The organism is Streptomyces pyxinae, from assembly GCF_024756275.1.
Lineage (GTDB): Bacteria > Actinomycetota > Actinomycetes > Streptomycetales > Streptomycetaceae > Streptomyces > Streptomyces pyxinae.
The window spans coordinates 240,787-264,240 of sequence record NZ_JANUGQ010000001.1 but is presented as its reverse complement, the minus strand read 5'-3'; the positions used below and the strand labels follow the sequence as shown (position 1 = coordinate 264,240).

Annotated in this window: 13 protein-coding genes; 6 read left to right on the top strand and 7 right to left on the bottom strand. The window is 75.9% G+C overall.

Going from position 1 to position 23,454, the window contains the following annotated elements:
* Positions 1–2: 2 nt before the first annotated feature.
* The 7 genes from NX801_RS01070 to ligD all read right to left on the bottom strand — a co-directional run bounded on the left by NX801_RS01070 (position 3) and on the right by ligD (position 10,608).
* Positions 3–1,496, bottom strand: coding sequence for a penicillin-binding transpeptidase domain-containing protein (locus tag NX801_RS01070; protein ID WP_258784809.1), 1,494 nt, complete (start codon positions 1,494–1,496; stop codon positions 3–5).
* Complete coding sequence (locus NX801_RS01065; protein WP_258784808.1) at positions 1,493–2,872, bottom strand: FtsW/RodA/SpoVE family cell cycle protein; 1,380 nt, start codon at positions 2,870–2,872, stop codon at positions 1,493–1,495. The genes NX801_RS01070 and NX801_RS01065 overlap by 4 nt, the downstream gene beginning before the upstream one ends.
* Positions 2,873–3,030: 158 nt before the next feature.
* Positions 3,031–4,299: a sensor histidine kinase gene (locus NX801_RS01060; protein WP_258784807.1), complete on the bottom strand. Its 1,269-nt coding sequence runs from the start codon at positions 4,297–4,299 to the stop codon at positions 3,031–3,033.
* Positions 4,296–5,192 carry a hypothetical protein gene (locus tag NX801_RS01055; protein WP_258784806.1) on the bottom strand — a complete coding sequence of 299 codons (897 nt, stop codon included), beginning with the start codon at positions 5,190–5,192 and terminating at the stop codon, positions 4,296–4,298. The genes NX801_RS01060 and NX801_RS01055 overlap by 4 nt, the downstream gene beginning before the upstream one ends.
* Positions 5,193–6,098: 906 nt before the next feature.
* Positions 6,099–8,501 (bottom strand): HEAT repeat domain-containing protein, encoded by a 2,403-nt coding sequence (locus tag NX801_RS01050; RefSeq protein ID WP_258784805.1) that lies wholly within the window; start codon positions 8,499–8,501, stop codon positions 6,099–6,101.
* 141 nt (positions 8,502–8,642) lie between these two features.
* On the bottom strand, positions 8,643–9,545 hold the full coding sequence (locus NX801_RS01045) for an ATP-dependent DNA ligase (RefSeq protein ID WP_258784804.1): 903 nt from the start codon (positions 9,543–9,545) through the stop codon (positions 8,643–8,645).
* Positions 9,546–9,720: 175 nt separating this feature from the next.
* The gene (gene ligD / locus NX801_RS01040; protein WP_258784803.1) at positions 9,721–10,608 is read right to left on the bottom strand and encodes a non-homologous end-joining DNA ligase; all 888 of its coding nucleotides are present in this window, start codon (positions 10,606–10,608) and stop codon (positions 9,721–9,723) included.
* Positions 10,609–10,711: 103 nt separating this feature from the next.
* On the opposite strand from ligD, the gene ku reads away from it, so the two are divergent.
* The 6 genes from ku to NX801_RS01010 all read left to right on the top strand — a co-directional run bounded on the left by ku (position 10,712) and on the right by NX801_RS01010 (position 23,431).
* Positions 10,712–11,905 carry a non-homologous end joining protein Ku gene (ku, locus tag NX801_RS01035; protein ID WP_258784802.1) on the top strand — a complete coding sequence of 398 codons (1,194 nt, stop codon included), beginning with the start codon at positions 10,712–10,714 and terminating at the stop codon, positions 11,903–11,905.
* Positions 11,906–12,381: 476 nt separating this feature from the next.
* Entirely contained in the window at positions 12,382–13,740 is a 1,359-nt protein-coding gene (locus NX801_RS01030) for an MFS transporter (RefSeq protein ID WP_258784801.1), read from the top strand.
* Positions 13,741–14,102: 362 nt separating this feature from the next.
* Entirely contained in the window at positions 14,103–15,473 is a 1,371-nt protein-coding gene (locus NX801_RS01025; protein ID WP_258784800.1) for a condensation domain-containing protein, read from the top strand.
* Between the two features lie 203 nt (positions 15,474–15,676).
* On the top strand, positions 15,677–19,285 hold the full coding sequence (locus NX801_RS01020; protein WP_258784799.1) for a non-ribosomal peptide synthetase: 3,609 nt from the start codon (positions 15,677–15,679) through the stop codon (positions 19,283–19,285).
* On the top strand, positions 19,285–21,327 hold the full coding sequence (locus tag NX801_RS01015) for a non-ribosomal peptide synthetase (protein ID WP_258784798.1): 2,043 nt from the start codon (positions 19,285–19,287) through the stop codon (positions 21,325–21,327). The genes NX801_RS01020 and NX801_RS01015 overlap by 1 nt, the downstream gene beginning before the upstream one ends.
* Positions 21,328–21,433: 106 nt before the next feature.
* Positions 21,434–23,431 (top strand): non-ribosomal peptide synthetase, encoded by a 1,998-nt coding sequence (locus NX801_RS01010; protein WP_258784797.1) that lies wholly within the window; start codon positions 21,434–21,436, stop codon positions 23,429–23,431.
* Positions 23,432–23,454 lie beyond the last annotated feature (23 nt).

Sequence of the window (23,454 nt, the reverse complement as noted above, 5' to 3'; positions counted from 1 at the left end):
GCCTACTCCTCCTCGGGCTCGGCCGCCTCCTCGGTCGCTGCCTCCGTCACCGCTGCCGCCAGGACGGCTCGGGCGAGGGGGGCCGCGCTGCCGCCGCCGCTGATGTCCTCGCGGCGGGCCGAGGCGTCCTCCACGACTACCGCCACCGCGACCACCGGCCGGGCGGAGTCCTCCGGCTGGGCCCAGCCGGTGAACCAGGCGTAGGGGGTGCCGAGGTTGCCGACGCCGTGCTGGGCGGTGCCGGTCTTGCCGCCGACGACCGCGCCCGGGACGGCCGCCCGGTGGCCCGAGCCCTCCTCGACCACCGCCACCATCAGCTCCTTCAGCCGGGCCGCCGTCGAGGGCTTCATCGCCCGGCGGTAGGTGTCCGGTTCGGCACCCCGGACCAGGCCGCCGCCCGCCCGGGTGGTGCGCTCGACCAGGTGCGGCCGGGGCAGCTCCCCGCCGTTGGCGACGGCGGCCGAGACCAGGGCCATCTGGAGCGGGGTCGCCGTGGTGTCGTACTGCCCGATCGAGGAGAGCGCCAGCTGGTCCCGCGACATCCCGGTGTCGAAGTTCGAGGGGGCGACCGCCGCCGGGATCCGCAGCCCCGGGTCGTTGAAGCCGAACCGCTCGGCCGCCTCGGACATCCCGCGCAGCCCGACCCGGACGCCGACCTGGGCCAGCACGGTGTTGCAGGACCAGCGGACGGCGTACGAGAGCGAGGCGTCGCCGCAGCCGTCCGAGGCGTTCGGCAGCTCGGTGCGGGTGCCCGGCAGCAGATAGGGGTCGGGCGTCCCGGTCGGCGCGTCCACATCGGTGACGACCCCCTCGTCCAGCGCCGCCGCCGCCGTCACCAGCTTGAAGGTCGAGCCCGGCGGATAGGTCTCGCGGATCGCCCGGTTGAGCATCGGCCGGCCGGGCTCCCGGTTCAGCCGGGCCCAGGCGTCCCGTACCGCCCGCCCGGTGCCGGAGAGCAGACCCGGGTCGTACGAGGGGCTGGACACCAGCGCCAGCACCCGGCCGGTCGAGGGCTCCACCGCCGCCACCGCCCCCCGCCGCCCGGCCAGTCCCTCGTACGCCGCCCGCTGGAGCGAGGCCCGGATCGTCGTCGCCACGTCCCCGCCCGGCCAGCGCCCCTGCCCGTCCCCGCCCAGGAACGGGAACGGCGCCAGCAGCGGGTCGGTCCCGGCGAGCACCGCGTCCTCGGCGTGCTCCAGCAGTGTCGTCCCGTACGTCTGCGAGGCGTACCCGGTCACCGGGGCGTAGAGCGGCCCGTCCCGGTAGACGCGCTCGTAGCGCAGCTGCTCGCGGGTGTCCCGGGAGCCGGTCACCGGAGCCCCCTGCACCAGGACGTCCCCGCGCGGCTGGGCGTACCGGCTGATGGCGATCCGCCGGTTGGCCGGGTTCTCGTTGAGCTCCCGGGCCTGGAAGAGCTGCACCCGTGCCGCGTTGACCAGCAGCGCGGCGAGCAGCACCAGTCCGAGCACGGCCGCCCGCCGGATCGGCCGGATCACCGGGCCCCCTCCGGGACCGGCACCGGGGCCGGGGGCCCGGTGGGTTCGGGCGCGGGGGCGCGGGCCGAGTCACTGAGCCGGATCAGCAGCGCCACGATGATCCAGTTGGCCACCACCGAGGAACCTCCCTGCGCGAGGAACGGCATGGCCATACCGGTCAGCGGGATCAGCCCCATCACCCCGCCCGCGATGACGAAGACCTGGAGCGCCGGAATGGAGGCCAGCCCCACCGCGAGCAACTGCCCGAACGGATCGCGCAGATCGAGCGCGGCCCGGTAGCCCCGGGCCACCAGCAGCGCGTAGAGCAGGAAGATCGCGGTCAGCCCGGCGAGTCCCAGCTCCTCACCGGCGGTGGCCAGGATGAAGTCCGACTTCGTGGCGAACCCGATCAGCGCCGAGTGGCCGAGGCCGAGGCCGGTGCCGGTCATCCCGCCGGCGGCGAAGGCGAAGAGCGACTGGGCGAGCTGCCCGGGGCCCTGGCCGGCCTCGATGGAGGCGAAGGGGTGCAGCCAGTCCGCCACCCGGCCGTTGACATGCGGCTCCAGCCGGCCGATCACGAACGCGCCCGCCCCGGCCACCAGCAGCCAGACGGCGGTCCAGCCGATCCGGCCGGTGGCCACATAGAGCATGATCACGAACAGTCCGAAGAAGAGCAGCGAGGTGCCGAGGTCCCGCTCCAGGACCAGCACCCCGACGCTGAGCAGCCAGATCGCCACGATCGGCCCGAGCACCCGCCCGGTCGGCAGCCGCAGCCGCCACACCCGCCGCCCGGTGTGGTTGAGCGCCCGCTGACTGCCCGCCAGGTAGGCGGCGAAGAACACGGCCAGCAGGATCTTGGCGAACTCACCGGGCTGAAAGGAGAGTCCGCCGATCCGGATCCAGATCTTCGCCCCGTTGACGGCGGGGAAGAAGATCGGCGCCAGCAGCAGGACCAGCGCGGTGGCGACCGAGAGATAGGCGTACCGCTGGGCGAGCCGGTGGTCCCGCAGCACCGCCACGGCCACGATGAACAGCGCCACCCCGAGGGTGGACCACACCAGTTGGGCGGGCGCGGCGCGGTCGGCGGGGGTCTCCAGGTCGAGCCGGTAGATCAGTACCAGGCCGAGCCCGTTGAGCAGCACCGCGATCGGGAGCAGCAGGGGATCGGCGTACGGGGCGCACAGCCGCACCGCCAGATGGGCGAGCAGCGCCAGCAGTCCGAGCCCGGCGCCGTAGCCGACCGCGTCCGGCGGCACGGCGCCCTCCCGGGCGAGGCCGACGGAGACGTACCCCTGCACGGCGACCAGCACCGCGCCGACCAGCAGCGACAGCTCCACCCCGCGCCGCCGGGCACGCCGCGGCCGGGGCGGCGGGGTGTCGGCCGTCGTGGCGGTCATGCACGGCAACGTAGCAAGGGGGGAGGGTTATGTCCCTTACGTGGCTTATGTGGAGTCGTGTGGCTCGTTGTTCGGCCGATGGACATGGACATGGACGTGGGCGTGGGGGTGGGGGTGGGCGTGGGCGTGCGGACGTGGGTGGGGGCGCGGGCGGAGGGTCAGGGAGCGTCGTCCGGCGCTTCCGGGCCGACGGGGAGGGTCAGCCGGGCGAGTGCGCCGCCGCCCGGGGCGTCGGCGAACTCCAGCCGGGCGCCGATCATCGCCGACTGGCCCACCGCGATCGTCAGCCCGAGCCCGTGGCCCTTGCCACCGCTCTCGGTGCGGAACCGCTGCGGCCCGTGCTCCAGCAGATACGCCGGGAACCCCGGGCCGTGGTCCCGGACCGTCACCACCGGGCCGTCCACCGTCACCACGACCGGCACCCGGCCGTGCTTGTGGGCGTTGGCCACCAGATTGCCGAGCACCCGCTCCAACCGCCGCCGGTCGGTCTCCACCCGGACGTCCCGGACGATCCGCACCTCGGCCCCGGTGCCGGTGGCGCGTACCGCGCGCTCGGTCAGCGGACCCAGCTCGTGCACATCGAGGTCGGCCTGTTCGGAGCGGGCGTCCAGCCGGGAGATCTCCAGCAGGTCCTCCGTCAGCGCCCGCATGGTCCGCACCCGGTCCTGCACCAGCTCCGAAGGCCGGCCCGCCGGCAGCAGCTCGGCCGCCGCCGAGAGACCGGTCAGCGGGGTGCGCAGCTCGTGCGCCACATCGGCGGTGAACCGCTGCTCGCGCTCCAGTTTGCCCTGGAGGCTGGAGGCCATGGTGTCCAGCGCCCCGGAGACGGTGGCCACCTCGTCCTCGGGGCGCGACGGGTCCCGGGTGCGGGGGTCGTTGACCCGGGCGTCCAGATCGCCCGCGCTGATCCGCCGCGCCACCTGGGCGGTCAGATGCAGCCGCCGGGTGATCCGGGTGACCGCGAACGCCCCGACCAGCAGGGTCGCCCCGATCGCCAGCACCGACGAGCCCACGATCGCCTTGTCCAGACCGCTGATGGTGCGGGCGCTCAGCGAGTAGTCCACCCGCACCGCCAGCGCCCGGCCGTCGGCGGGGCCGGCCGCCCACATCACCGGCCGCCCGTCGAGCTTCGCGACCAGGGTGCCCCGCCGGCCCCCGGTGGCCAGACCGCGCAGCGCGGACGGCAGCCCCGGCGGGTCCACGCCCGCGAACCGGGGCAGCGGCTCGCCCGCCTCGTACGCCTCGGTCACGTCGGTCAGCCGCTCCAGGGCCTTCTCACGGGCCGAGTCCACCGTCTGGCGGGTCACCGACACATGGACCAGGGCGCCGAGCAGCGCCGCCAGGGCGCAGCACATGACGGTGATGAAGACCGCGGCCTTCCAGGTGAGGGTGGCGGTCCAGGCGGGCAGCCGGAGCCGGCGCCTCATCGCGGATCCGGAGCGCCGGAGGCGGCGGGCGCGGACGACTCCCCGGGCCCGGCGGGTGCGGGGGACTCGCCCGAGACCGCGGGTGCGGGGGACGCGCCGGACACCGAGGCGCCGGGCGATCCGCCGGACACCACCGACGGGCCCTGCTCGGACTCCTCCGGCGGCGCGGGCTCCTCCGGCGCGGCGGAGTCGTCCCCCGGCGGCGGGGTCCCGGGCGGAGCGGCCGGCTTGACCCGGATGATCTCGTCCTTCTTCGGCAGCATGGTCCGCTGCTGGGCGTCCCAGGACCAGGCGGTGCGGTACTCGTATCCCGGGATGCCGGCCGAGACCACCCGGACGATCAGATCGCGGCCGGCCAGCTCCACCCGCACCACCTGGTCGCTGGTGGACATGATCCGGGTCAGCCCGCCGTTCTCCGGCATGTAGCAGCGCAGACCGACCTGCTGGTCGGGCATGGTGAAGCCGACGATCAGCTCGTCCTTGCCGTCCCCGGTCAGGTCCCGGTAGTACGGCCGGAGCACCGGGCAGCCCTTCGGCCGGCGCCCGCAGTCCCGGATGGCCCGGGCCGTCTCCTCGTACATCCCGTCGGCGCCGGTGACCTGGTCCGGATGGGCGGCCACCTCGGCCTGGAGCACCGCCACCGGGCTGGTCTTGCGTACGTCGCCGTCCGGCAGCGAGACGCCCGGAACCCGCTCGGTGTCGCTCTCGCCGTAGTCGAAGGGCGGCGCGGTGACCGGCGGCAGCCCGGGCCAGAGCCGTACCGGGCCGACGGCGGTGGGGGTGGGCCCCGCCCCGCGCAGCCCGCCCGCGTCGGCGCACCCGGCCAGCAGGACGGCCGCCGCCGCGATGGACAGGAGCAGAGCCGTGCGGGCGGCGGGACGGTGCGGGCTCACGGCGCTCGTGCGCTCCTATCGGGATCGGGTCACCGGGTTCGGTCGGTCCCGACCACCATATTCGGCAGGAAGTCCCATTTGTCGACCGGTCCGATCGGCGGACGATCTGACCGGTGTTCCGGCCGGGCTGCCGCCGGGTCTCACCGGTCGCCGTCCGGGCTGCCGCCGGGTCCCGCCGACCACCGTCCGGGCTTCTGCCGGTCACGGTTCGGGCTGCCGCCGGGCCTCGCCGGTCTCCGGCCGGGCTTCTGCCGGGCCTCACCGGTCGCCATTCGGGCTTCTGCCGGGTCCCGCCGGTCTCCGGCCGGGCTGCCGCCGGCCCCCGCTGGTCACCGTTCGGGCTGCCGCCGGGCCCCGCCGGCCACCGTTCGGGCTGCCGCCGGGTCTCACCGGTCTCCTGCCGGGCTCCCGCCGGGTCCCACTGGTCACCGGTCGGGCTCCCGCCGGGTCTTCACCGGTGCTGTCGGCGGGGGTCTCCGTCCGTACTCCGCCGGGATCCTCACCGGTGCTTCCGGCGGGGCTCCGCCCGTGCCGCCGCCGGGCCCTGACGCCTCGACCGGTGTTCTTCGCCGGGTCCTCTTCCGTATCCGTGCGCGCGCCGGACTCGCGCCGGCCCGCCGGGCCTTGTCCGGGTCCTGCCCGACCGCCGGCCGGGCCCGTCCTGGTCCTGCCGGGGATGCCCGGGCTCCGTACGCCGCCTCGCCGGGCCGCGTCCGGTCCCTGTCGAGGCCCCGCGCCCGCCCTCTCCCGGACCGGACGCCCTCCGCGCCGGGCACCCACCGGCCGGTTCCCGGGCGGGCCCGGCGCCCGGGGACGGGGTACGTTTCGGCACGTACCGGCGCGTACCGGAAGGCCGGAGGAGCCCCCCGGGAGGAGTCCCCGGAAGGAGTCCCCAGGAGGGGTCGGTCAGGCCGAGGGGCCGGGCAGGCCCAGCGCCTGGCGGCAGTGGGTGAGCAGCCGCTCGTCGTGGTGGATGTCCCGGCCGCCGGAGCGGCCGTCCGGCACATGGTGGCGCCGCGAGCGGGCCAGCTCGGCGCGGAGCATCGGGGCGGCCGGAGCCGCCGCCGGGCCCAGCTCGGACAGGCACTCCGCGATCCCCGGGCGGCTGTGCCGGTCCTCCCGCCAGGCCGCCACCAGCACCGGCAGCGCCTCGCCCACGTCCCGGGTGACCCGGCACAGTGCCAGCGCCGCCGCCACCCGGAGCCGCGGCGGGTGCGAGGAGAGGCCGGCCATCAGCTCCGGTACCGCGGGGGAGGCCGCCGGCCCGATCGCCCCGACCGCCCGGGCCGCCTGCGACCGGTCCTGGGTGTCCGGCGCCAGCAGCATGGTCCGCAGCACCGGCAGCACCGGCCGTACGTCGCCGCCGGCCGTCCAGAGGGCGTGCGCCGCCGTCGCGGTCACCGCCGCCGGGGCCGAGCCGTCGGCCAGCAGCGCCCGCAGCTCCGGCACCGCCGGGGCCGCCGCCGGGCCGAACGCGGCCAGCGCGCGCAGCGCGGGCTCGGCCAGCCGCTCCCCGAGGTGTCCGGGCGCCGCCGCCCGCAACATCCGCAGCACCTCGGGCAGCGCCTCGGCGGCGCCCATCCGCGCCAGGGCGAGCAGCAGCGGCTCGGCCTGCTCCGCCGGCCCGGCCCGGCCGGCGAGCGGCAGTCCGGCCAGCCGCCTGCGCAGCGCGGGCACCAGTGCGGTGCCGGCCCGGCCCAGCTGGCGGACGGCGTGCGCCAGCGGACCGTCCAGCGCGGGCTGCTCCAGCGCGCAGATCAGCGCGGGCACCGCCCTGGCATCACCCGCACGGGTGAGGGCGAGCAGAGCGCTCCCGGTGCCCGGCCAGCCTCCGGCCCGCTCCGGCACCCAGGGCTCCGGATCGGCCGCGACCCGGGCGGCCAGCGCGTCGGCCGCCGGGCGGGCCAGCCCGAAGAGGTCGCCCAGCCAGCCGGCCGCGGCCTCCCGCAACCGGGGTTCGGGGTCGGCCAGCTGCGCCCCGATCAGCCGGACCACCTCGTCGTACGCGCCCCGCCAGGTGTGCACCAGACCGCCGCCCATCCAGACGGCGTCCGCCCGCTGGCCCCAGTCCGGGCTGCGCAACTGGACCGTGAGCAGGGCGATCCGGTCCTCCACCCGGTCGTCCAGGGCGCCGTGCAGGGTGCGCAGCAGATCGTCCGCCCAGGCGGTGCCGCGCCCCGCCGGGAGTTCCGCGCGCTCGCCCCGGGCGCCGTACGGCTGACACGCCTGGTACGCCTGCTCGATCAGGATCGGCGCGGACGGCCGGGCCACCGCCCCGCCGTCCGGTGCCGCGGCCGGTTCCCGTCCGTCCCGGACCCCGGAGCCGTCCCGGCCTCCCGAACCGTCCCGGCCTCCGGAGCCGTCCCGTGCCCCGGAGCCGTCCCTGGCCGCCGCGCCGTCCCAGGTGCCGGCGGTCTCCCGCGCCGCCGGCCCGCCACCCCGGCCCGCCGGGCCGTCGCCGGCCCCGGAGCCGTCCCCCGGCCCGTCCCAGGCGTCCAGCTCCGCCAGCTCGTCCAGCGGCAGCCGGTTGGCCCGGCGGTCGGCCGGGGCGCCCCGGCCCGGCCCGTCCGGTGCCTCGCGCAGCTCCGCCAGCAGGTCGGTGACGGTCGCCACCACATCGCGCGGGAGCCGGGCGGGCGCGCACCGGGCCAGCTGGGCGAGCGCGGCCAGCCGGAGCCCCGGGTCCTGGGCGGCGCCCATCAGCCAGCCCAGCCAGTCCACGGTCTCGTCGCGCAGCGACTCGTACCGCAGGGCGATCCGGCCGACCGCCTCCACCAGCGCGAGCCGCACCTCCGCCGACCGCTCGACGGTCAGCCGTTCGCGCAGCAGCTCCAGCACCCGGGCCGGTTCGCCGTGCAGCGAGGCGAGCGCGCCCGGGGCGGCGATCCGCACCTCCGGGTCCGCGTCGCCCAGCAGCTCCAGGAACACATCGGCGCCCGCCGCCACCGCCGCCGAGGCCATCGCGTAGTTGGCCGCGTCCTCGAACTCCTCGTCCTCCGGGTCCAGCTCCGCCAGCTCGTCGTCGCCGTCCAGGTCGATGCCGCCGATGCTGGTCAGCAGCTCGACCAGGGCGCCCCGGTCCTGCACCGCCGGATCGGCCACCAGCTCCAGCAGGAACGGGATGCAGGCGAGCGTCGAGTCGTACACGTCGCCCTGGTGGTGCACCGCGCCGTACATCCCGTCGAGCGCGATCTCGCGCTCGGCCGGGTCCGTGGAGGCGAGCCCGCGAAGCAGGGCGGGCACGTCGTCGGCCGGGCCGTAGGCATGGCCCAGCGAGGTCCAGTCGACCTCGTCGATCCCCGTGAACACGCCGATCCCTCCCCATGAACACTGCGCTTGGGGGCAATAGTGCACCACACCGCCGGGCGGCATGACCCGCCAATCGGACAGGGCCAAAGGTCCCGTTTTCGTCACGCTCGGCGCCCGCCGGGGTGCCCGGGACCGCCCGGTTCAGGCGTCTTTGAGACGCAGTACGGCCACCACCCCATGACGGGTCGTCCCGGTCGCGACCTCCACCGTCAGGGCGGGCGGAACCCCCTGGTAGGCCACCTCGCCGAGGCCCGGGGCCACCGCCGAACCGGGCTCGCCGCCGGGCGGCAGCCTCCGCAGCACCGCCCCGGCGCGGGCCCGCAGCGCGGCCGGCAGCGGGCTGGAGACGAACGGCGTGTCGTCGTCCGGCACCACCAGGACCAGCGCGTTCGGCCGTTCGGGGGCGCCGGTGTAGCCCACCACCACGGCATCCCTGGTGCGGGTGTGGCGGAGCTTCCGCCAGGCCCGCCGGCCGCCCCGGTACGGCTGGTCCAGCCGCTTGACGACCAGCCCCTCCACCCCGATGCGCGGCAGCGTCTCGTACCACGTCAGGGCCAGGTCCGGGTCGGTTGTCGCAGGGACGGCCTGAATAGGTGGTTCAACTTTGTCCAACAGTTCCACCAGCCGGGCGCGTCGCCGGTCGTAGCGGGCCGTGCGGAGGTCCTCGCCGTCCGCCGCGAGAAGGTCGAAGGCGGCGTACGAGGCCGGCAGCCGGCGCGCCAGCCCCGGCGCCCGGCCGGGAGTCGCCGCGGCCCGGCCCTGCACGGCGGCGAAGTCGGTCCGGCCGCCGGTCCACACCACCACCTCGCCGTCGAGCACCGTGCCCGGCGGCAGGGCCCGGGCGGCGGCCACCAGATCCGGGAAGGCCGAGGTCACGATCCGCCCGGAGCGGGCCTGGAGCACCACGTCGCCGGATTGACGGAAGATCACCATGCGGTGGCCGTCGAACTTCGGTTCGTACGCCAGACCCGGCTCGCGCGGCAGGTCGGTGACCCACTCCGCGAGCGCCACTCGCACCGGCGGCCGCGGCGGTCCGTCGCTCATGCCGGCCCTCCGGCGCTCCGGGCGGCGGGACCGCCGGTCACGGCGACCACCCGCCGGTTCCGGTGGTCCTGGCGGCCGGCCGCCGGTCCCGGCCGCTGCCCGGCCCGCCCGACCTGCTCGCCCCAGCCGCGCCGGCCGGCGAGGTCACGGCCGCCGTCCGCGCCGGCCGGCGGGGTCACGGCAGCCGTCCGGCCGCCGGGGGCCCGGCGGTCAGCGGGGCGAGCAGATCGCCGTACCGCCGCAGCCGGGGGCCGATGTCCGGCAGCAGGAAGACGAGCTGCGCCGGATCCCCGCACCCCGCCACCTCCTCCCAGGTCACCGGCGTGGAGACGGCCGGCTCCCGGCGGGCCCGCAGGGTGTAGGGGGCGGCGGTGGTCTTGGCGGCGGAGTTCTGGCTGTGGTCCACGAAGACCTTGCCGGGGCGCAGCGCCTTCGCCATCCGGTGCACCACCAGCTCCGGCAGCTCGGCCTCCGCCTCGACCGCCAGCGCCCGCGCGTACGCCGACACCCGCTCGGACGGGGTCGGCTCCAGCGGGGCGTAGAGGTGCAGGCCCTTGGCGCCCGAGGTCTTGGCGTACGCCTCCAGCCCGTCGGCGGCGAGCCGTCGGCGCAGCCAGGCCGCGACCCGGCAGCACTCCACCACGGTGGCGGGCGCCCCGGGATCGAGGTCCAGCACCAGCCGGTCGGCGACGGCGGGGGCCGCCGCCCGCCACTGCGGGGTGTGGAACTCGACCACCAGATTGGCCGCCCACATCAGCGACGCCAGGCCGTCCACCATCACCTGCCGGGTCCCGGGGTCCTCGGATCGGGGAACGGGCGCGGTTTTCACCCATCCGGGTGTTCCCGGGGGCGGGTTCTTGGTGAAGAACAGCTGTCCGTCCGGGCCGTCCGGGTAGCGCAGGAAGGAGAGCGGGCGGTCCCGGAGGTGGGGGAGGAGGGCGTCCACGACCGTGGCGTAGTAGTGCAGCAGCTCGCCCTTGGTGGTGCCGGTGGCGGGGTGGATGACCTTCTCCAGATTGCTGAGGGCGATCCGCCGCCCCGCCACCTCCGTGATCGGCGTCATACGATGAGAATCGCACCTTTTGCACATATAAGTACAAGTCGGTTCACTCATAGAGGTGCGAGTCGGTGCGCATCGCTCACCGGGCCGGGCGCGAGGAGGAAACGTGCGGTCGATATGGAATGGCGCGATCTCGTTCGGACTGGTCAGCATTCCGATCAAGCTGGTGAACGCCACCGAGAACCGGTCCATCTCCTTCCGGCAGATCCACGCCGAGGACGGCGGCCGGATCCGCTACCGCAAGGTCTGCGAGCTGGACGGCGAGGAGGTCGGCTCGGAGGAGATCGGCAAGGCGTACGAAGAGACCGACGGCACCATGATCCCGATCACCGACGAGGATCTCGCCGCGCTGCCGCTGCCCACCGCCAAGACCATCGAGATCGTCTCCTTCGTGCCGGCGTCCGAGATCGACCCGCTCCAGATGGGCACCGCGTACTACCTCTCCGCCAACGGGGTGCCCGCCGCCAAGCCGTACACCCTGCTGCGCGAGGCGCTGAAGCGCAGCGACCGGGTGGCCATCGCCAAGTTCGCGCTGCGCGGCCGGGAGCGGCTCGGCATGCTGCGGGTCGTCGACGAGGTGATCGCCATGCACGGGCTGCTCTGGCCGGACGAGATCCGCCGCCCCGAGGGGGTCGCCCCGGACACCTCGGTCAGTGTCCGGGACGCCGAACTCGACCTGGCGGACGCCCTGATGGACACCCTGGGCCAGGTGGACATCGACGAGCTGCACGACGACTACCGGGCGGCGGTCGAGGAGATGATCGCCGCCAAGGCGGAGGGCGCCCTGGAGGCCGCGCCCGAGCCGAAGCGGGAGCGGGGCGGCCAGGTGATCGACCTGATGGCCGCGCTGGAGGGCAGCGTCCGCGCGGCCCGGGAGTCCCGGGGCGAGGAGCGGGCCGCCGAAGAGCGGGAGGGTGTCGGGGAGGAGCCCGGGGGTGAGCCCGCGGAGGCGTCCGTCACGGAACTCCCCGCCCGGGGCCGCGGGAAGTCCGCCGCCACGGCCGGGAAGGCCGGCGCCAAGTCCGCCGGTGCGGGCTCCGGCGCCAAGAAGACGGCGGCCGCGAAGAAGACGGCCAAGTCCGCCAGGACCGACAAGTCCGCCGCTCCGGCCGCCAAGTCCGCTTCCACGTCAGGCAAGTCGTCCGCCGCCAAGTCGTCCGCCGGCAAGTCGGCCGAGGCCGGGCAGGCCGCCGCCAAGTCGTCCGCCGGCAGGTCGTCCACGGCCAAGCCCGCCGCCGGGAAGTCCGCGGCAGGGAAGTCCCCCGCCAAGAAGACGGTCGCTCCCAAGCGCTCGGCCTGAGCGGCCGGGCGCCGGGCCGCCGTGCGGCGGGCGGGTGACCGGCGCGGTCATGGTGGTGTACGGCGATACGGCTGTACGGCGATACATCGATATGGCTGTACGGCTGTACGGCAGCGTGGGTGCGGAGGCGTACTCGCACGGGCGGGGCGCCGGGCCGACATGATAGGTGCATGTCAGGACACCCCGGGAATCCCGGTCCCTAACACCCGGAATGGACCATTCCGTCCGCGACGGTGCCCTGACGGTCGTTTTCGGTCAGAGTGCGGTCGGTGACTCTCCGTGCGGCTGTTCCGATCGTGAAGGTCGATCGGGGGTGACCGCCCGGTGTTTCGCGTGCCGCGCGTAGTTGTTCATTCCGGAGTCGCTCGATTTCGGTGAAGGATTTACTGAAACAACACCGAATCATCGAAGGAAAATGATCAAAACTGAGCTTTGAACCTTGACCTCCGATCGGCCGTCCGGTGATGGTCGTTCACATGTCCCTCACAAGTCCCGCCCCTCCGGGTGGCGGCCCGCTGCGCCTGCGCGACTTCCGCCTGCTGCTCGCCGGGGCCGCCGCCGGGCAGGCCGGAGCCCAGATCGCCCTGGTGGCGCTGCCACTGGTGGCCGTTCTGGTCCTGGACGCGTCCGCGTTCCAGGTGGGGCTGCTCACCGCGGCGGAGACGGCCGCCTTCCTGCTGATCGGCCTACCCGCCGGTGCCTGGACGGACCGGGCGCGCAAGCTGCCGCTGATGATCCGCGCCGATGCCGTACGGGCTCTCGCCATGGCCAGCGTCCCGGTGGCCGGTGCGGCCGGCGTGCTGACGATGGCCCAGCTCTATGTCGTCGCCCTGGTCACCGGCACCGCCACCGTCTTCTTCGACGTGGCCCACCAGAGCTTTCTGCCGCACCTGCTCCGCACCGAGCACCTGGTCGCCGGCAACGGGGCGCTGGAGACCGTCCGTTCCTCCGCGCAGGTCGCCGGACCCGGTGTCGGCGGCGGACTGGTCCAGCTCCTCGGCGCGCAGCTGGCGATCGTGGCCGACGCGATCGGCTACGCGCTCAGCGCCCTGTTCCTGCTCGGCATCAGAGTCACCGAGGAACGCCCGGAGCCCGTCCCCGGGGCCTCGCTCCGCAAGGACGTCGCCGAGGGCCTGCGCTTCGTCGCCGGCCACCCGCTGCTGCGGGTGATCGCCGCCGCCACCGGCCTTGCCAACTTCTTCGCGGCGATGCTGATGGCCACCCAGACCGTCTTTCTCGTCCGGGTCCTCGGCCTGCGCCCCGCCGCGCTCGGGCTGGTCCTCTCCGCCGCGGCCGTCGGCGGCCTGGCCGGCGCGCTCTGCGCCGGGGCCCTCGGCCGGCGCTTCGGCCAGGCCCGTGTCATCCGGCTGTCGGCCCTGGTCTCGGCACCGTTCGGCCTGCTCTGGCCGTTGTCGTACGGGGGAGCGGGCGCCGTGCTCTTCGCGGTCGGGTCGGGCGCCGTCTTCTTCGGCGCCGTCGTCTACAACGTGGCACAGGTCAGTCTCCGCCAGGCCCTGTGCCCGCCGAGGCTCCTGGGCCGGATGAACGCCACCCTCCGGTTCGTCATGTGGGGCACCCTGCCCCTCGGGGCCCTCGCCGGCGGCGCGCTGGCCGACGCCCTCGGCTCCCGCGCGGCGCTGGTCTGCTGTGCCGCGGGCCTGCTGCTCTTCCCGCTTCCCCTGCTGCTCTCCCCGCTGCGCCGCCTGCGCGACCTCCCCGCCACCGCCACCGCCGTCACCGCCGTCACGGCCGCCACCGAGGACCCCGGCCGGGCCGGTGGGACGCCCGGGACACCTGGGACGTCCGGGGCGCCCGTAGGGACGGAAGCTCCATGATCCCGGTGGCCCCGGTGGCCCCGGTGGCCCGGCGGCGCTGTGGACCGGCGATCCGGTGACCCGGTGAATCAGTGAATCAGTGACCGGGTGTCCTCGTAGCTCTGTGAACGCCCGTGGCTCTGAAGCCGTGCATCAGCAGTCCCTTGCCCCCCTTGCTCCCCCCATCCCCCTGTCCCCTTGGCTCCGTGCCGCCGCGGCCTCGTACCCCCTCACCCACTGCTCCGCTGTGCCGCCCCGCCCGCCCACCGCTCCGCCGTCCCACGGCGATCCGGTGTCCGGCGGTGTCCGGTACGGCCCGGCTCCCCGGCGTCCCGCGCCGGGTGTCCGGGCGGGCGGACCCGCGCCATCCGAGAGAGGAACACGTGCCCAGCATCACGCGCCAGTATCTGGACCGCTTCCGGCGGCTCGACCCCGGTGACGGGGCGCCGCATCTGCTGCCCGTCACGGGGGCGCAGCGCCGCTTCCTGCTGGTGCGCTCGCTGGACCGGGCGGGCCGGCCGGACCTCGTGCCGATGTTCTTCGCCTTTCCGCCCGGCACCGTGGACCCGGTGCGGCTGCGCGCCGCCGCGAACCGGCTCGCCGCCCTCCATCCCGTACTGCGCGGCCGGCCCACCGTGCTGCGCGGCACCCCCGCCCTGGCGCTCGCCGCCCCGGACGTGCCGGTGACCCGGGTCGACCGGGCGCCGGGGGAGAGCGCCGCCGCCGCGCTGCGCCGGGCCCTGGCCGCCTGGGCCCCGGACGGCCCGCCGCTGCGGCTTTATGTGACGTACGAGGAGGCCGACGCGCCCGGCGGCGCCCGGGAGATCGTCGCCGTGGTGCTGGACCACGCCGCCTGCGACGGGCAGTCCCTCGCCCGGCTGGTGGCGGAGCTGAGCGACGCGTACGCGGCCGGTGCCGGGGAGGTCTCCGGTGACAGCGCGGCCGAACTCGCCGCCTACCGCGCGGCGGTGCTCGGCCAGCTAGACGCCGAGGACCGTGCCACCTCCCCGTCCGCCCTGGCCTACTGGGGCGAGCGGCTCCGGCCGGTCCGCGAATGCGCCCCCCTGCCGCGTACCGGCCCGGCCGCCCCCGGCGCGCTGCCCGGCGGCGCGGCGGAGGCCCGGCTGCCCGCAGGGCCGGACGGGGTGCCCTTCCCCGATCTGCTCGATGCCTGCCGGGCCGCCGCCGGCGCCCTGTACGGGCCGGACCGGATCGTCCCGCTGGGCTATCCCTGGGGCGGCCGGCCACCGGGCGCCGCCCCGGTGCTCGGCTGCTTCCTCAACACCGTGGTCTTCCCGGCCGGGACCGGCGACGCCCTCGCCCCCGGTCCCGGTCCCGGCTCTGCTCCCGGCTCCGGCCACGCTGCCGCTTCCACCGCCGACGGGTGGTGGGACGACCTGGACCACGCTGACACCCCCTTCGACGCGGTGGTGCACGCCGCCCGCGCGGCCGGCTCCGGCTGGACCGGACGGCTCGACGGCCTGCTCACCGTGGACGACGAGCGCCGCCGCCCGCCGCTCGTCCTCGGCGGCGTGCCGGGCACCGAGATCCAGATCGACGGCCGCCCGGTGCGCGGACCGTTCGCCGTCGCCGTCACCCAGGGCTCCGAGCTGCGGCTGCGGATGGCCTGGGACCGCGCGATCCTCACCGACGAGGCCGCCGAGCGGGGGTTCGCCGCGCTCGCCGGTGCCGTGCGGGCCGCCGCCGCTGCCTCGGCCGGCGCCGGTGCCTCCGCCGGTGCCCGGGTGGTCTGAGCCGTACCGGATCGGCATCCGGCCCACCACCGCCCCGGCCCACCACCCCGCCGGTCCACCGCCCCGTTCGACGGGCGGCCCCGGCCCACCGCCCCCGACCGGCCGGTTCCGCGCGATCCGTGGACCGGCCCGTACCACCGGCCCGGTACGACCGTGCCCGGCCGCCGCACGTCCGACCCGACGACCGACCTCAGGGACCGCCCATGCTTCCGCTCTCCTCCTCGCAGGAGATCGTCTGGCTGCACGAACAGGTGCAACCGGGCAGCCGCGCCTACAACTTCACCGCCGTACTCGACCTCTGGGGCAGCCTCGACCCCGAGGCGCTGCGCCGTGGCCTGGCCGCCACGCTCGACCGCCATCCCGGACTGCGGCTGGAACTGGTCGCCGTCCCCGGCGCCGTACCGGGACAGCGGGTCGCCCCCGCCTGCCCGCCCCGGCTGCGCACCGTGGACCTCGGCGGTGAGGCCGATCCCGAGGCCGCCTTCCAGGAACTGCTGCGCACCGAGGCGGAGACCCCGCTCGACACCCATGAGGCGCCGCTGCTGCGCTGGACCCTGGTACGCCTCGCGGACGACCGGCACCGGCTGATCCATGTGGAGCACCATCTGATCCACGACGGCCACTCGTTCGCGATCCTGCTGCGGGACGTCTTCACCGTCTACCGGGCCCATGTCCTCGGAGAGCCGGTGGCGCTCCCGCCGGCTCCCTCGTACGCCGACCATGTACGCGCCCAGGCCGCCGAGCGCGCGGCCCGGCGGGCCCGCGAGACGGGCGGGACCGGCGAGACCCGCCAGACCGGCGAGGCGGACGAGAGCCTGGAGTTCTGGACGGAGGAGCTGCGGGAGGTCTCGTACGACCTGCCGTTGCCCGGCCTCACCCGGCCCGGCACCCGTCGCAGGCACCACGGCGGCCAGTTGCGCCAGTCGATCGGCGCCGATCTGGCCGAGCGGCTGCGGGCGCACGCCCGTACCCGGGGGCTCACCCCGTTCGCCACCCTGCTCGGGCTCTTCGCGGAGCTGCTGCGCCGGCACAGCGGACGCTCCCGGATGGTCGTGGGCACGGCGGTCGGCAACCGTCCCCGGGGCTTCGAGGACGCCGTCGGCATGTTCGTCAACACCATCCCGCTCGCCCTGCGGCTGGACCCGGCGGCGCCCGCCGAGGAGATGACGGACGAGGTCACCGACACCCTGATACGGGCGCTGCCGCACCAGGAGATCCCGGTCCAGGAGCTGACCCGGGCCCTCGGGCTGCACACCTCGGGCGCGGACAATCCGCTGTTCGGCGTCATGTTCAGCGCCCATGACGCGGAGCTGCCCGAGATCGACGTCCCCGGCCTGGACGTCACCCTCTTCGAGGGGTTCAACACCGGCACCACCCGGTTCGACCTCGATGTGGTGCTGCTGCCCGACGACCGGCGGGGGGTGAGCCCCCGGCACGGGGCCGCCGGGATGACGCTCGTCTGGGACTACGACGCCGACCTGTTCGGCGCGGATGTGGTGACCCTGCTCGCCGAGCGCTTCGCCGGCCTGCTCCGGGCCTATCTGGCCGACCCCTCGGCCGCCCTGGCCGACCTCGCCCCGCCCCCGGTGCCTCCTGCGCCTGCACCTGTGCCTGCACCTGCACCTGCACCTGTGCCTGTGCCCGAGTCCGAGTCCGAGTCCGTGCCATCGGGCCTGGTGCCGGTGTCGTCGGGCCCGGTGCCGGCCGGGGCAGCCGGGGGTGATCCGCTCGACGCCGGGGCCGCCGCGCCGGCCGGCCGCGATCTGCTCGACCCGGTGGCCGCCCAGGACCCGGCGCGGCCCGCGCTGCTCGCCGGCGACCGGTGCCTCAGTTATGGCGAACTCGACGCGCTGGTGGCCTCATTGGCCGGGCGGCTGCGGGAGGCCGGGGTGACCGCCGGGCAGCCGGTGGCCGTCGTACTGCCCCGGGGCGCCGACGCGGTGGTGGCGCTGCTCGCCTGTCTGCGGACCGGTGCGGTCTACTGTCCGCTCTCGCCGTCCGACCCGCCGGCCAGGCTCGAACTGCTGCTGAGCCGCCTCGCCCCGGCGCTGGTGCTGACCGCTCCCGGCGCCCCGGTCCCGGTGCCCGACGGGCTGCCGACCGCTCAGGTCGGCTCCGCTCTCACCCCCGCCGACGGCTCGCCCTTCCCGCGCGCCCGGGCCGCCGCGACGGTGCCGGGAGCGGCGTACCTCATCCACACCTCGGGCTCCACGGGCACGCCCAAGCCGGTGGCGGTCGGCCGGGCCGCCCTGGAGAACCACCTCACCGGGGTGGCCGACCGCTTCGGCCTGGTGCCCGGCGACCGGGCGCTGCTCTTCGCCCAGCCGTCCTTCGACGTCTCCCTGGAGGAGGTGCTGCCCTCCCTGCACGCCGGGGCCTGTCTCGTCGTTCCCGCGTACGAGGTGCCCACCGGCGCCGAACTGGCCGAACTGCTGGCCGCCGCCCGGGTCACCGTCGCCAACCTGCCCACCAGCTACTTCCTGGCCGTACGGAAGGAGCTGGCCGGCGCCCTGGAGGCCGGCCACTGGACGCCCCGCCTCCTGGCCCTCGGCGGCGAACGTCTTCCGGCGGAGGTGATGCGCGCCTTCCGTGCCGGGACCGACGCGCGGCTGCTCAATGTGTACGGCGTCACCGAGGCGGCGATCAGCACCACCGTCCACGAGATCACCGCCGAGTCCCTCCTCCCCGTCAGCCCCGAGGGGCCCGTCAGCCCCGATGACTCCGACGGCGCGCTCGCCGCCGAGATCCCGCTCGGCACCGAACTGCCCGGTGAGACCGTGCATGTGCTCGACGCGCACCTGCGGCCGCTCCCGGACGGCGCCGTCGGTGAACTGGCCATCTCCGGAGCCGGACTTGCCGAGGGATATCCCGGCAACCCCGAGGCGACCGCCGCCCGTTTCGTCTCCGTCGAGGCGCTCGGCGGACGCCGCGCCTATCTCACCGGCGACCTCGGCTACCGGGGCCTCGACGGCCGGCTGTACTTCCTCGGCCGCCGCGACCACCAGGTCAAACTGCGGGGCCACCGGATCGAGCTGGAGGAGGTGGAGGCGGCCGCGTCCGCCGCGCTCGGCGGCCGGTCCTGCGCGGTCGTCCTGGACCGGGAGGCCCCGGGCGGTCCTCGCCTGGTCGGCTTCCTGGAGGCCGCCGGCAGCGACGCCGACTGGGACGAGCAGGCTCTGTACGCCGAGTTGAGCCGGCGGCTGCCCGGGGCCCTGGTGCCCGCCAGGTGGACGCTCCTCGCCACCATGCCCACCCTCGCGGGCGGCAAGCCGAACCGGGCCGAACTCACCCGCGCCGCGGCCGCACTCGACCGGGACGAACCCGGGACCGAGGCGGCCGGAGGCGGGCTCTCCGGAACCGCCGGGTCCGACGCCGAGGCCGCCGGGTCCGAGGCCGCCGGGGCCGGGGCCAAGGCCGCAGGGCTCGAACGCGAGGCCGGCCGGGCGGAGTTCGGGACCGCCGGGTACGGCTCCGGCGCCCTCCCGGGTGAGCCGGATGCCCCGGATGCCCCGGTCGCCTTGGACGGCCCGGTCGCCGCCTCGGCCGGCGACGACCCCATGACGGCGCTGCTGGCCGACGGCTGGCGCGCGGTGCTCGGCCACGGCCGCTTCGACGCGACCTCACACTTCTTCCGCACCGGCGGCCACTCCCTGCTCGCCGCCCAGTTGGCCGCCTGGCTGGAACCGCACCTGGGTCAACGCCCGCCGCTGCGCCTGATTTTCCAGCACCCGGTCCTCGCCGACCAGGCCGACGCCCTCGCGGCCACCGCCACCACTGTCACCGCCGCCACGAGCACGCGTACGGAGTCGTGATGACCCAGACCGCTCAGACCGCTCAGCCCGTCCGGAAGGCTCAGTCCGCCCCGCTCGCCATCGCGCACGGGCCCGCCGCTCCGGCCTCCGCGCCGGAGGTGCTCGCCCGTTTCGAGGAGTGGGTACGCCGTACCCCGGACGCCCCCGCGATCAGCGACGGCCCGCACACCTGGACGTACCGCCAACTCGCCTCGTTTGCTGACGAGATGGTCGGCACCCTGGGTGACCGGGTGCGTCCCAGAGACCTGGTCGGCGTCTGCCTCGACCGGTCCGCCGCCCTGGTGGTCACCGCCGTCGCGCTGGCCCGGATCGGCGCGGTGTATCTGCCGCTCGGCCCGCGCCCCGGGGCCCGCCGCACCGAGGCCGTCACCGAGGACCTCGATGTCGTCTGTCTGATCGGGGAGCCGGCCACCCTGCCGCCCCGGTACCGGGAGGCCGAGCAGCGGAAACTGGAGCTGCCCGACCGGGGTGCCAACGCACCGGCCACCGTCGTCGCGGCCTTCGCCCGCCCCGCCCCCGGTGCCCGGCGCGCCCCCGACGGCACCTTCTACGCGGTGCTCACCTCCGGTTCCACCGGCCGCCCCAAGGCCGTGGCCGTCGCGGAAACCGCCCTCGGCGCCGTGCTCGACTGGTACCGCGCGGAGACCGGACTCGTCCCCGGGGAGCGGCAGTCGCTGCTGATCGGCGTCGCCTTCGACCCGCACCTGATGGAGCTGTGGGCCGGTCTGACCTCGGGCGCGACCCTGGTGCCCGCCCCGGACGACGTCCGCTGGGACCCCGCCGTCCTCACCGACTGGTGGCGCACGGCCGGAGTCACGGTCTGCGTCGCGGCCACGCCCATGGTCGAGCCCTTGCTCGACCTGCCCTGGCCCGCCGGACTGGCGCTCCGCCATCTGATCGCCGGCGGTGACCGGATGCGCCGCAGGCCCGGCGCCGATGTGACCGCCACCGTCCACAACGCGTACGGCCCCGCCGAGGCCACCGTCGTCACCACCACCCACGCCATGCGGGCCGCCGACCGCCCCGCCGACCCGTCGGCCGCGCCCCCGATCGGCCGGCCGCTCCCGGGCGTCACCGTCGTCGTCACCGACCCCGACGGCCGGCCGGTCGCCATCGGCGAGGAGGGTGAACTGCGCATCGGCGGCACGGGCCTGGCGCTCGGCTATCTCGACCCGGAGCTGACTGCCCGCCGCTTCACCACCCCGCCGGAAGAGTTGGCCGGACCAGCGGAGTCGGCCGGACCGGCGGAGTCGGCCGGGCCTGCCCGGTCCGTCCCGCCCCTGGGGTCGTCCCCGGTCCCGTCCCGGGTGGACCGCGTCTACCGCACCGGCGACCGGGTGCGGATGCGCCCCGACGGGCTGCTGGAGTTCCTCGGCCGGCTGGACGACCAGGTCAAGATCAGCGGCGTACGGATCGAACCCGCCGAAGTCGAGGCCGCTTTCGAAGAGAACCCGGACGTCCACTCCGCCGTCGTCACCGCGGTCCGCACCCAGGACGCCCCGGACCTCCCGGGTGCCTCGGGCGGCGGCCCGGCCCGGCTGGTCGCCCATGTCCGCCCGGCCCCCGGCGCCACGCCCACCGAGGACGCCCTGGTCGCCGCCGTACGCGCCTGGCTGCCCGAGCAGGCGGTGCCCGGCACCGTGCGGATCACCGACGCCTTTCCGCTGGACGCCAACGGCAAGGTGGACCGCGCCGAACTGGCCCGGCTCGCCGCCACGCCCGCCCCGATCGGCGGGCCGGCCGGCGGATCGACCGGCGGACCGGCCGGTGGAAGTGGCGTCACCCCGGTGGACGGCACGTCCGGCGAGCGGCTGGTGCTCACCGCCGTACGCGATCTCCTCGGCCGCCCGGACCTCACCCTCGACGACGACTTCGCCGCCGCCGGTGGCACCTCGCTCCTCGTCGCCCGGCTGCTGACGGTGATCCGGCGGGAGGCCGGGATACGGCTCCGCGCCCCGGAGGTGCTGCGCGCCCCCGGGCTGCGGTCGGTCGCCGCCCTGGTGGACGAGCGCGGCGCCGGCCGGCGACCGGAGGGGACCTGAGATGCCGGCCGCTCCCGCCCCTGCCCCCACCCCCGCCCGTACCGCCGATCGCGGCCCGGCCGGGCCCCGTACAGATACCCGTACGCGTACGCATGAGGAGAGCACCGTGCCCGTCACCGCCCCCGGGGACGCCCCCCGGACCCTGCCCGCCCTGGTGGCCCGGCAGGCCGCCCGGACCCCGGACGCCCTGGCCGTGGTCGACGGGGACACCACGCTCACCTACGCCCGGCTGGTCGCCGCCGCCCGGGCACTCGCCGGACACCTGCGGGAACACGGGGTCGCTCCCGGTGACCCGGTCGGCCTGCTGATGCCCCGGTCGGTCGGGACGGTGGTCGCCCAGCTCGCCCTGTGGTGGGCGGGCGCCGTGTGCGTACCGCTCGACCCGGCGCATCCGCGCCCGCGTACCGAGGCCATGGCCGCCGACGCCGGGGTGACCCTGATCGCCGGTGACGGCAAGCTGCTGGAGTCGGCCGGGCTCTCCGGACCGGTGCTGCGGCTGCCCCGGCTCGACCTGCCGGCCGCCGAGGACCCGGGACCGGCCGAACCGGCCCCGGACGCCACCGCCTTCATCATGTTCACCTCCGGCTCCACCGGCCGGCCCAAGGGCGTCGCCGTCCCGCACCGCGCGGCCGCCGAACTGCTCAGCGAGCCGGAGTTCGTGACGCTGACCCCGCGCGACCGGGTGCTGTTCCACTCGCCGGCCACCTTCGACGCCTCCACCTTCGAGGTGTGGGGCGCCCTCGCCAACGGCGCCGCCGTGGTGGTCTGCACGGTCGACCGGCCCTCCTTCGAGGACCTGGCCCAGCAGGTGGAACGGCACGGCGTCACGGTGGCCTTCCTCACCACGGCCCTCTTCCACCGGCTCGCCGCCCGCCGCTCCCGGATCTTCTCGCTGCTGCGCGGTGTGGTGGTGGGCGGCGAGGCACTGGCCGCCCGGCCAGCCCGTGAGGTGCTGCGGGCCTTCCCCTGGCTGGAGTTGGTCAACGGATACGGCCCCACGGAGGCGACCACCTTCGCCACCGCCCACCGGGTCACCGACGCGGACTGCGACGGCCAGGTGCCCATTGGCCGTCCCGTCGCCGGCGCCACCCTCCACATCCTGGACGAGGCCGGCCGGCCCGTCCCCGCCGGTGCGCGCGGCGAGTTGTGGATCGGTGGCAGCCGGCTGTCCTCCGGCTATGTCGGCCGCCCCGACCTCACCGCCGAGCGGTTCCTGGACGACCCCGCCACGGGGCGCCGCTACCGCACCGGCGACCTGGTGTCGGCCCGCCCCGACGGCGTCCTTCTCTTCCACGGCCGGCTGGACGACCAGGTGAAGGTGCGCGGCCACCGGATCGAACCGGGCGAGATCGAGCACGCCCTGCGCGAGCAGCCGGAGGTGGCCGAGGCGGCCGTCACCGTGCACCGCCCCACGCCGGACGACGCCCGGCTGGCCGGCTGCGTCGTCCCGGCGGCCGGGCCCGTCCCGCGCGCCGCCGTCCTCCGCGAACGGCTCGCCGCCACGCTCCCAGCCCACTTGGTCCCGGACGAACTGCTGGTCGTCGACCGGCTGCCGCTCACCTCGTCCGGCAAGGTCGACCGGCGGGCGCTGGCCGGCCTGTTCGACGCGGGGACGGAAGACGGCACCCCCGCCGCCACCGCGCTGACCCCGCTCCAGCAGGCGGTCGCGGACATCTGGTCGCGGGCCCTCGGCACGGAGGTGACCAGCCCCGACGCCGACTTCCTCGCCCTCGGCGGCCACTCGCTGCTCGCCATGGGCGTGGCCGACGACCTCCGCGAGGAACTGGGCGTCGAACTGGCCCTGGCCGACTTCTTCGCCGCTCCCACGCTGGCCGCGCACGCCGCCCTGCTCGAACAAGCCCTGCTGGCCGCCCACCCCGACCCGTACACCGACACCCTCCACCCGGCCCCGGCCCCGGCCACCGACACCGTCCACCCCGACCCGTACACGGACACCCCCCGCCCGGCCTCGTCTGCCCACACCACCCACCCGGCCTCGTCCACCGACAGCGCCCATCCCGCCCCGTCCACCGACAGCACGCACCACTCCACCCCGTCCACCGACACCGACATCAACACCCCGGAGCCCACCGATGGCCGCTGACATCACCCCCGCCACCCCCTCGG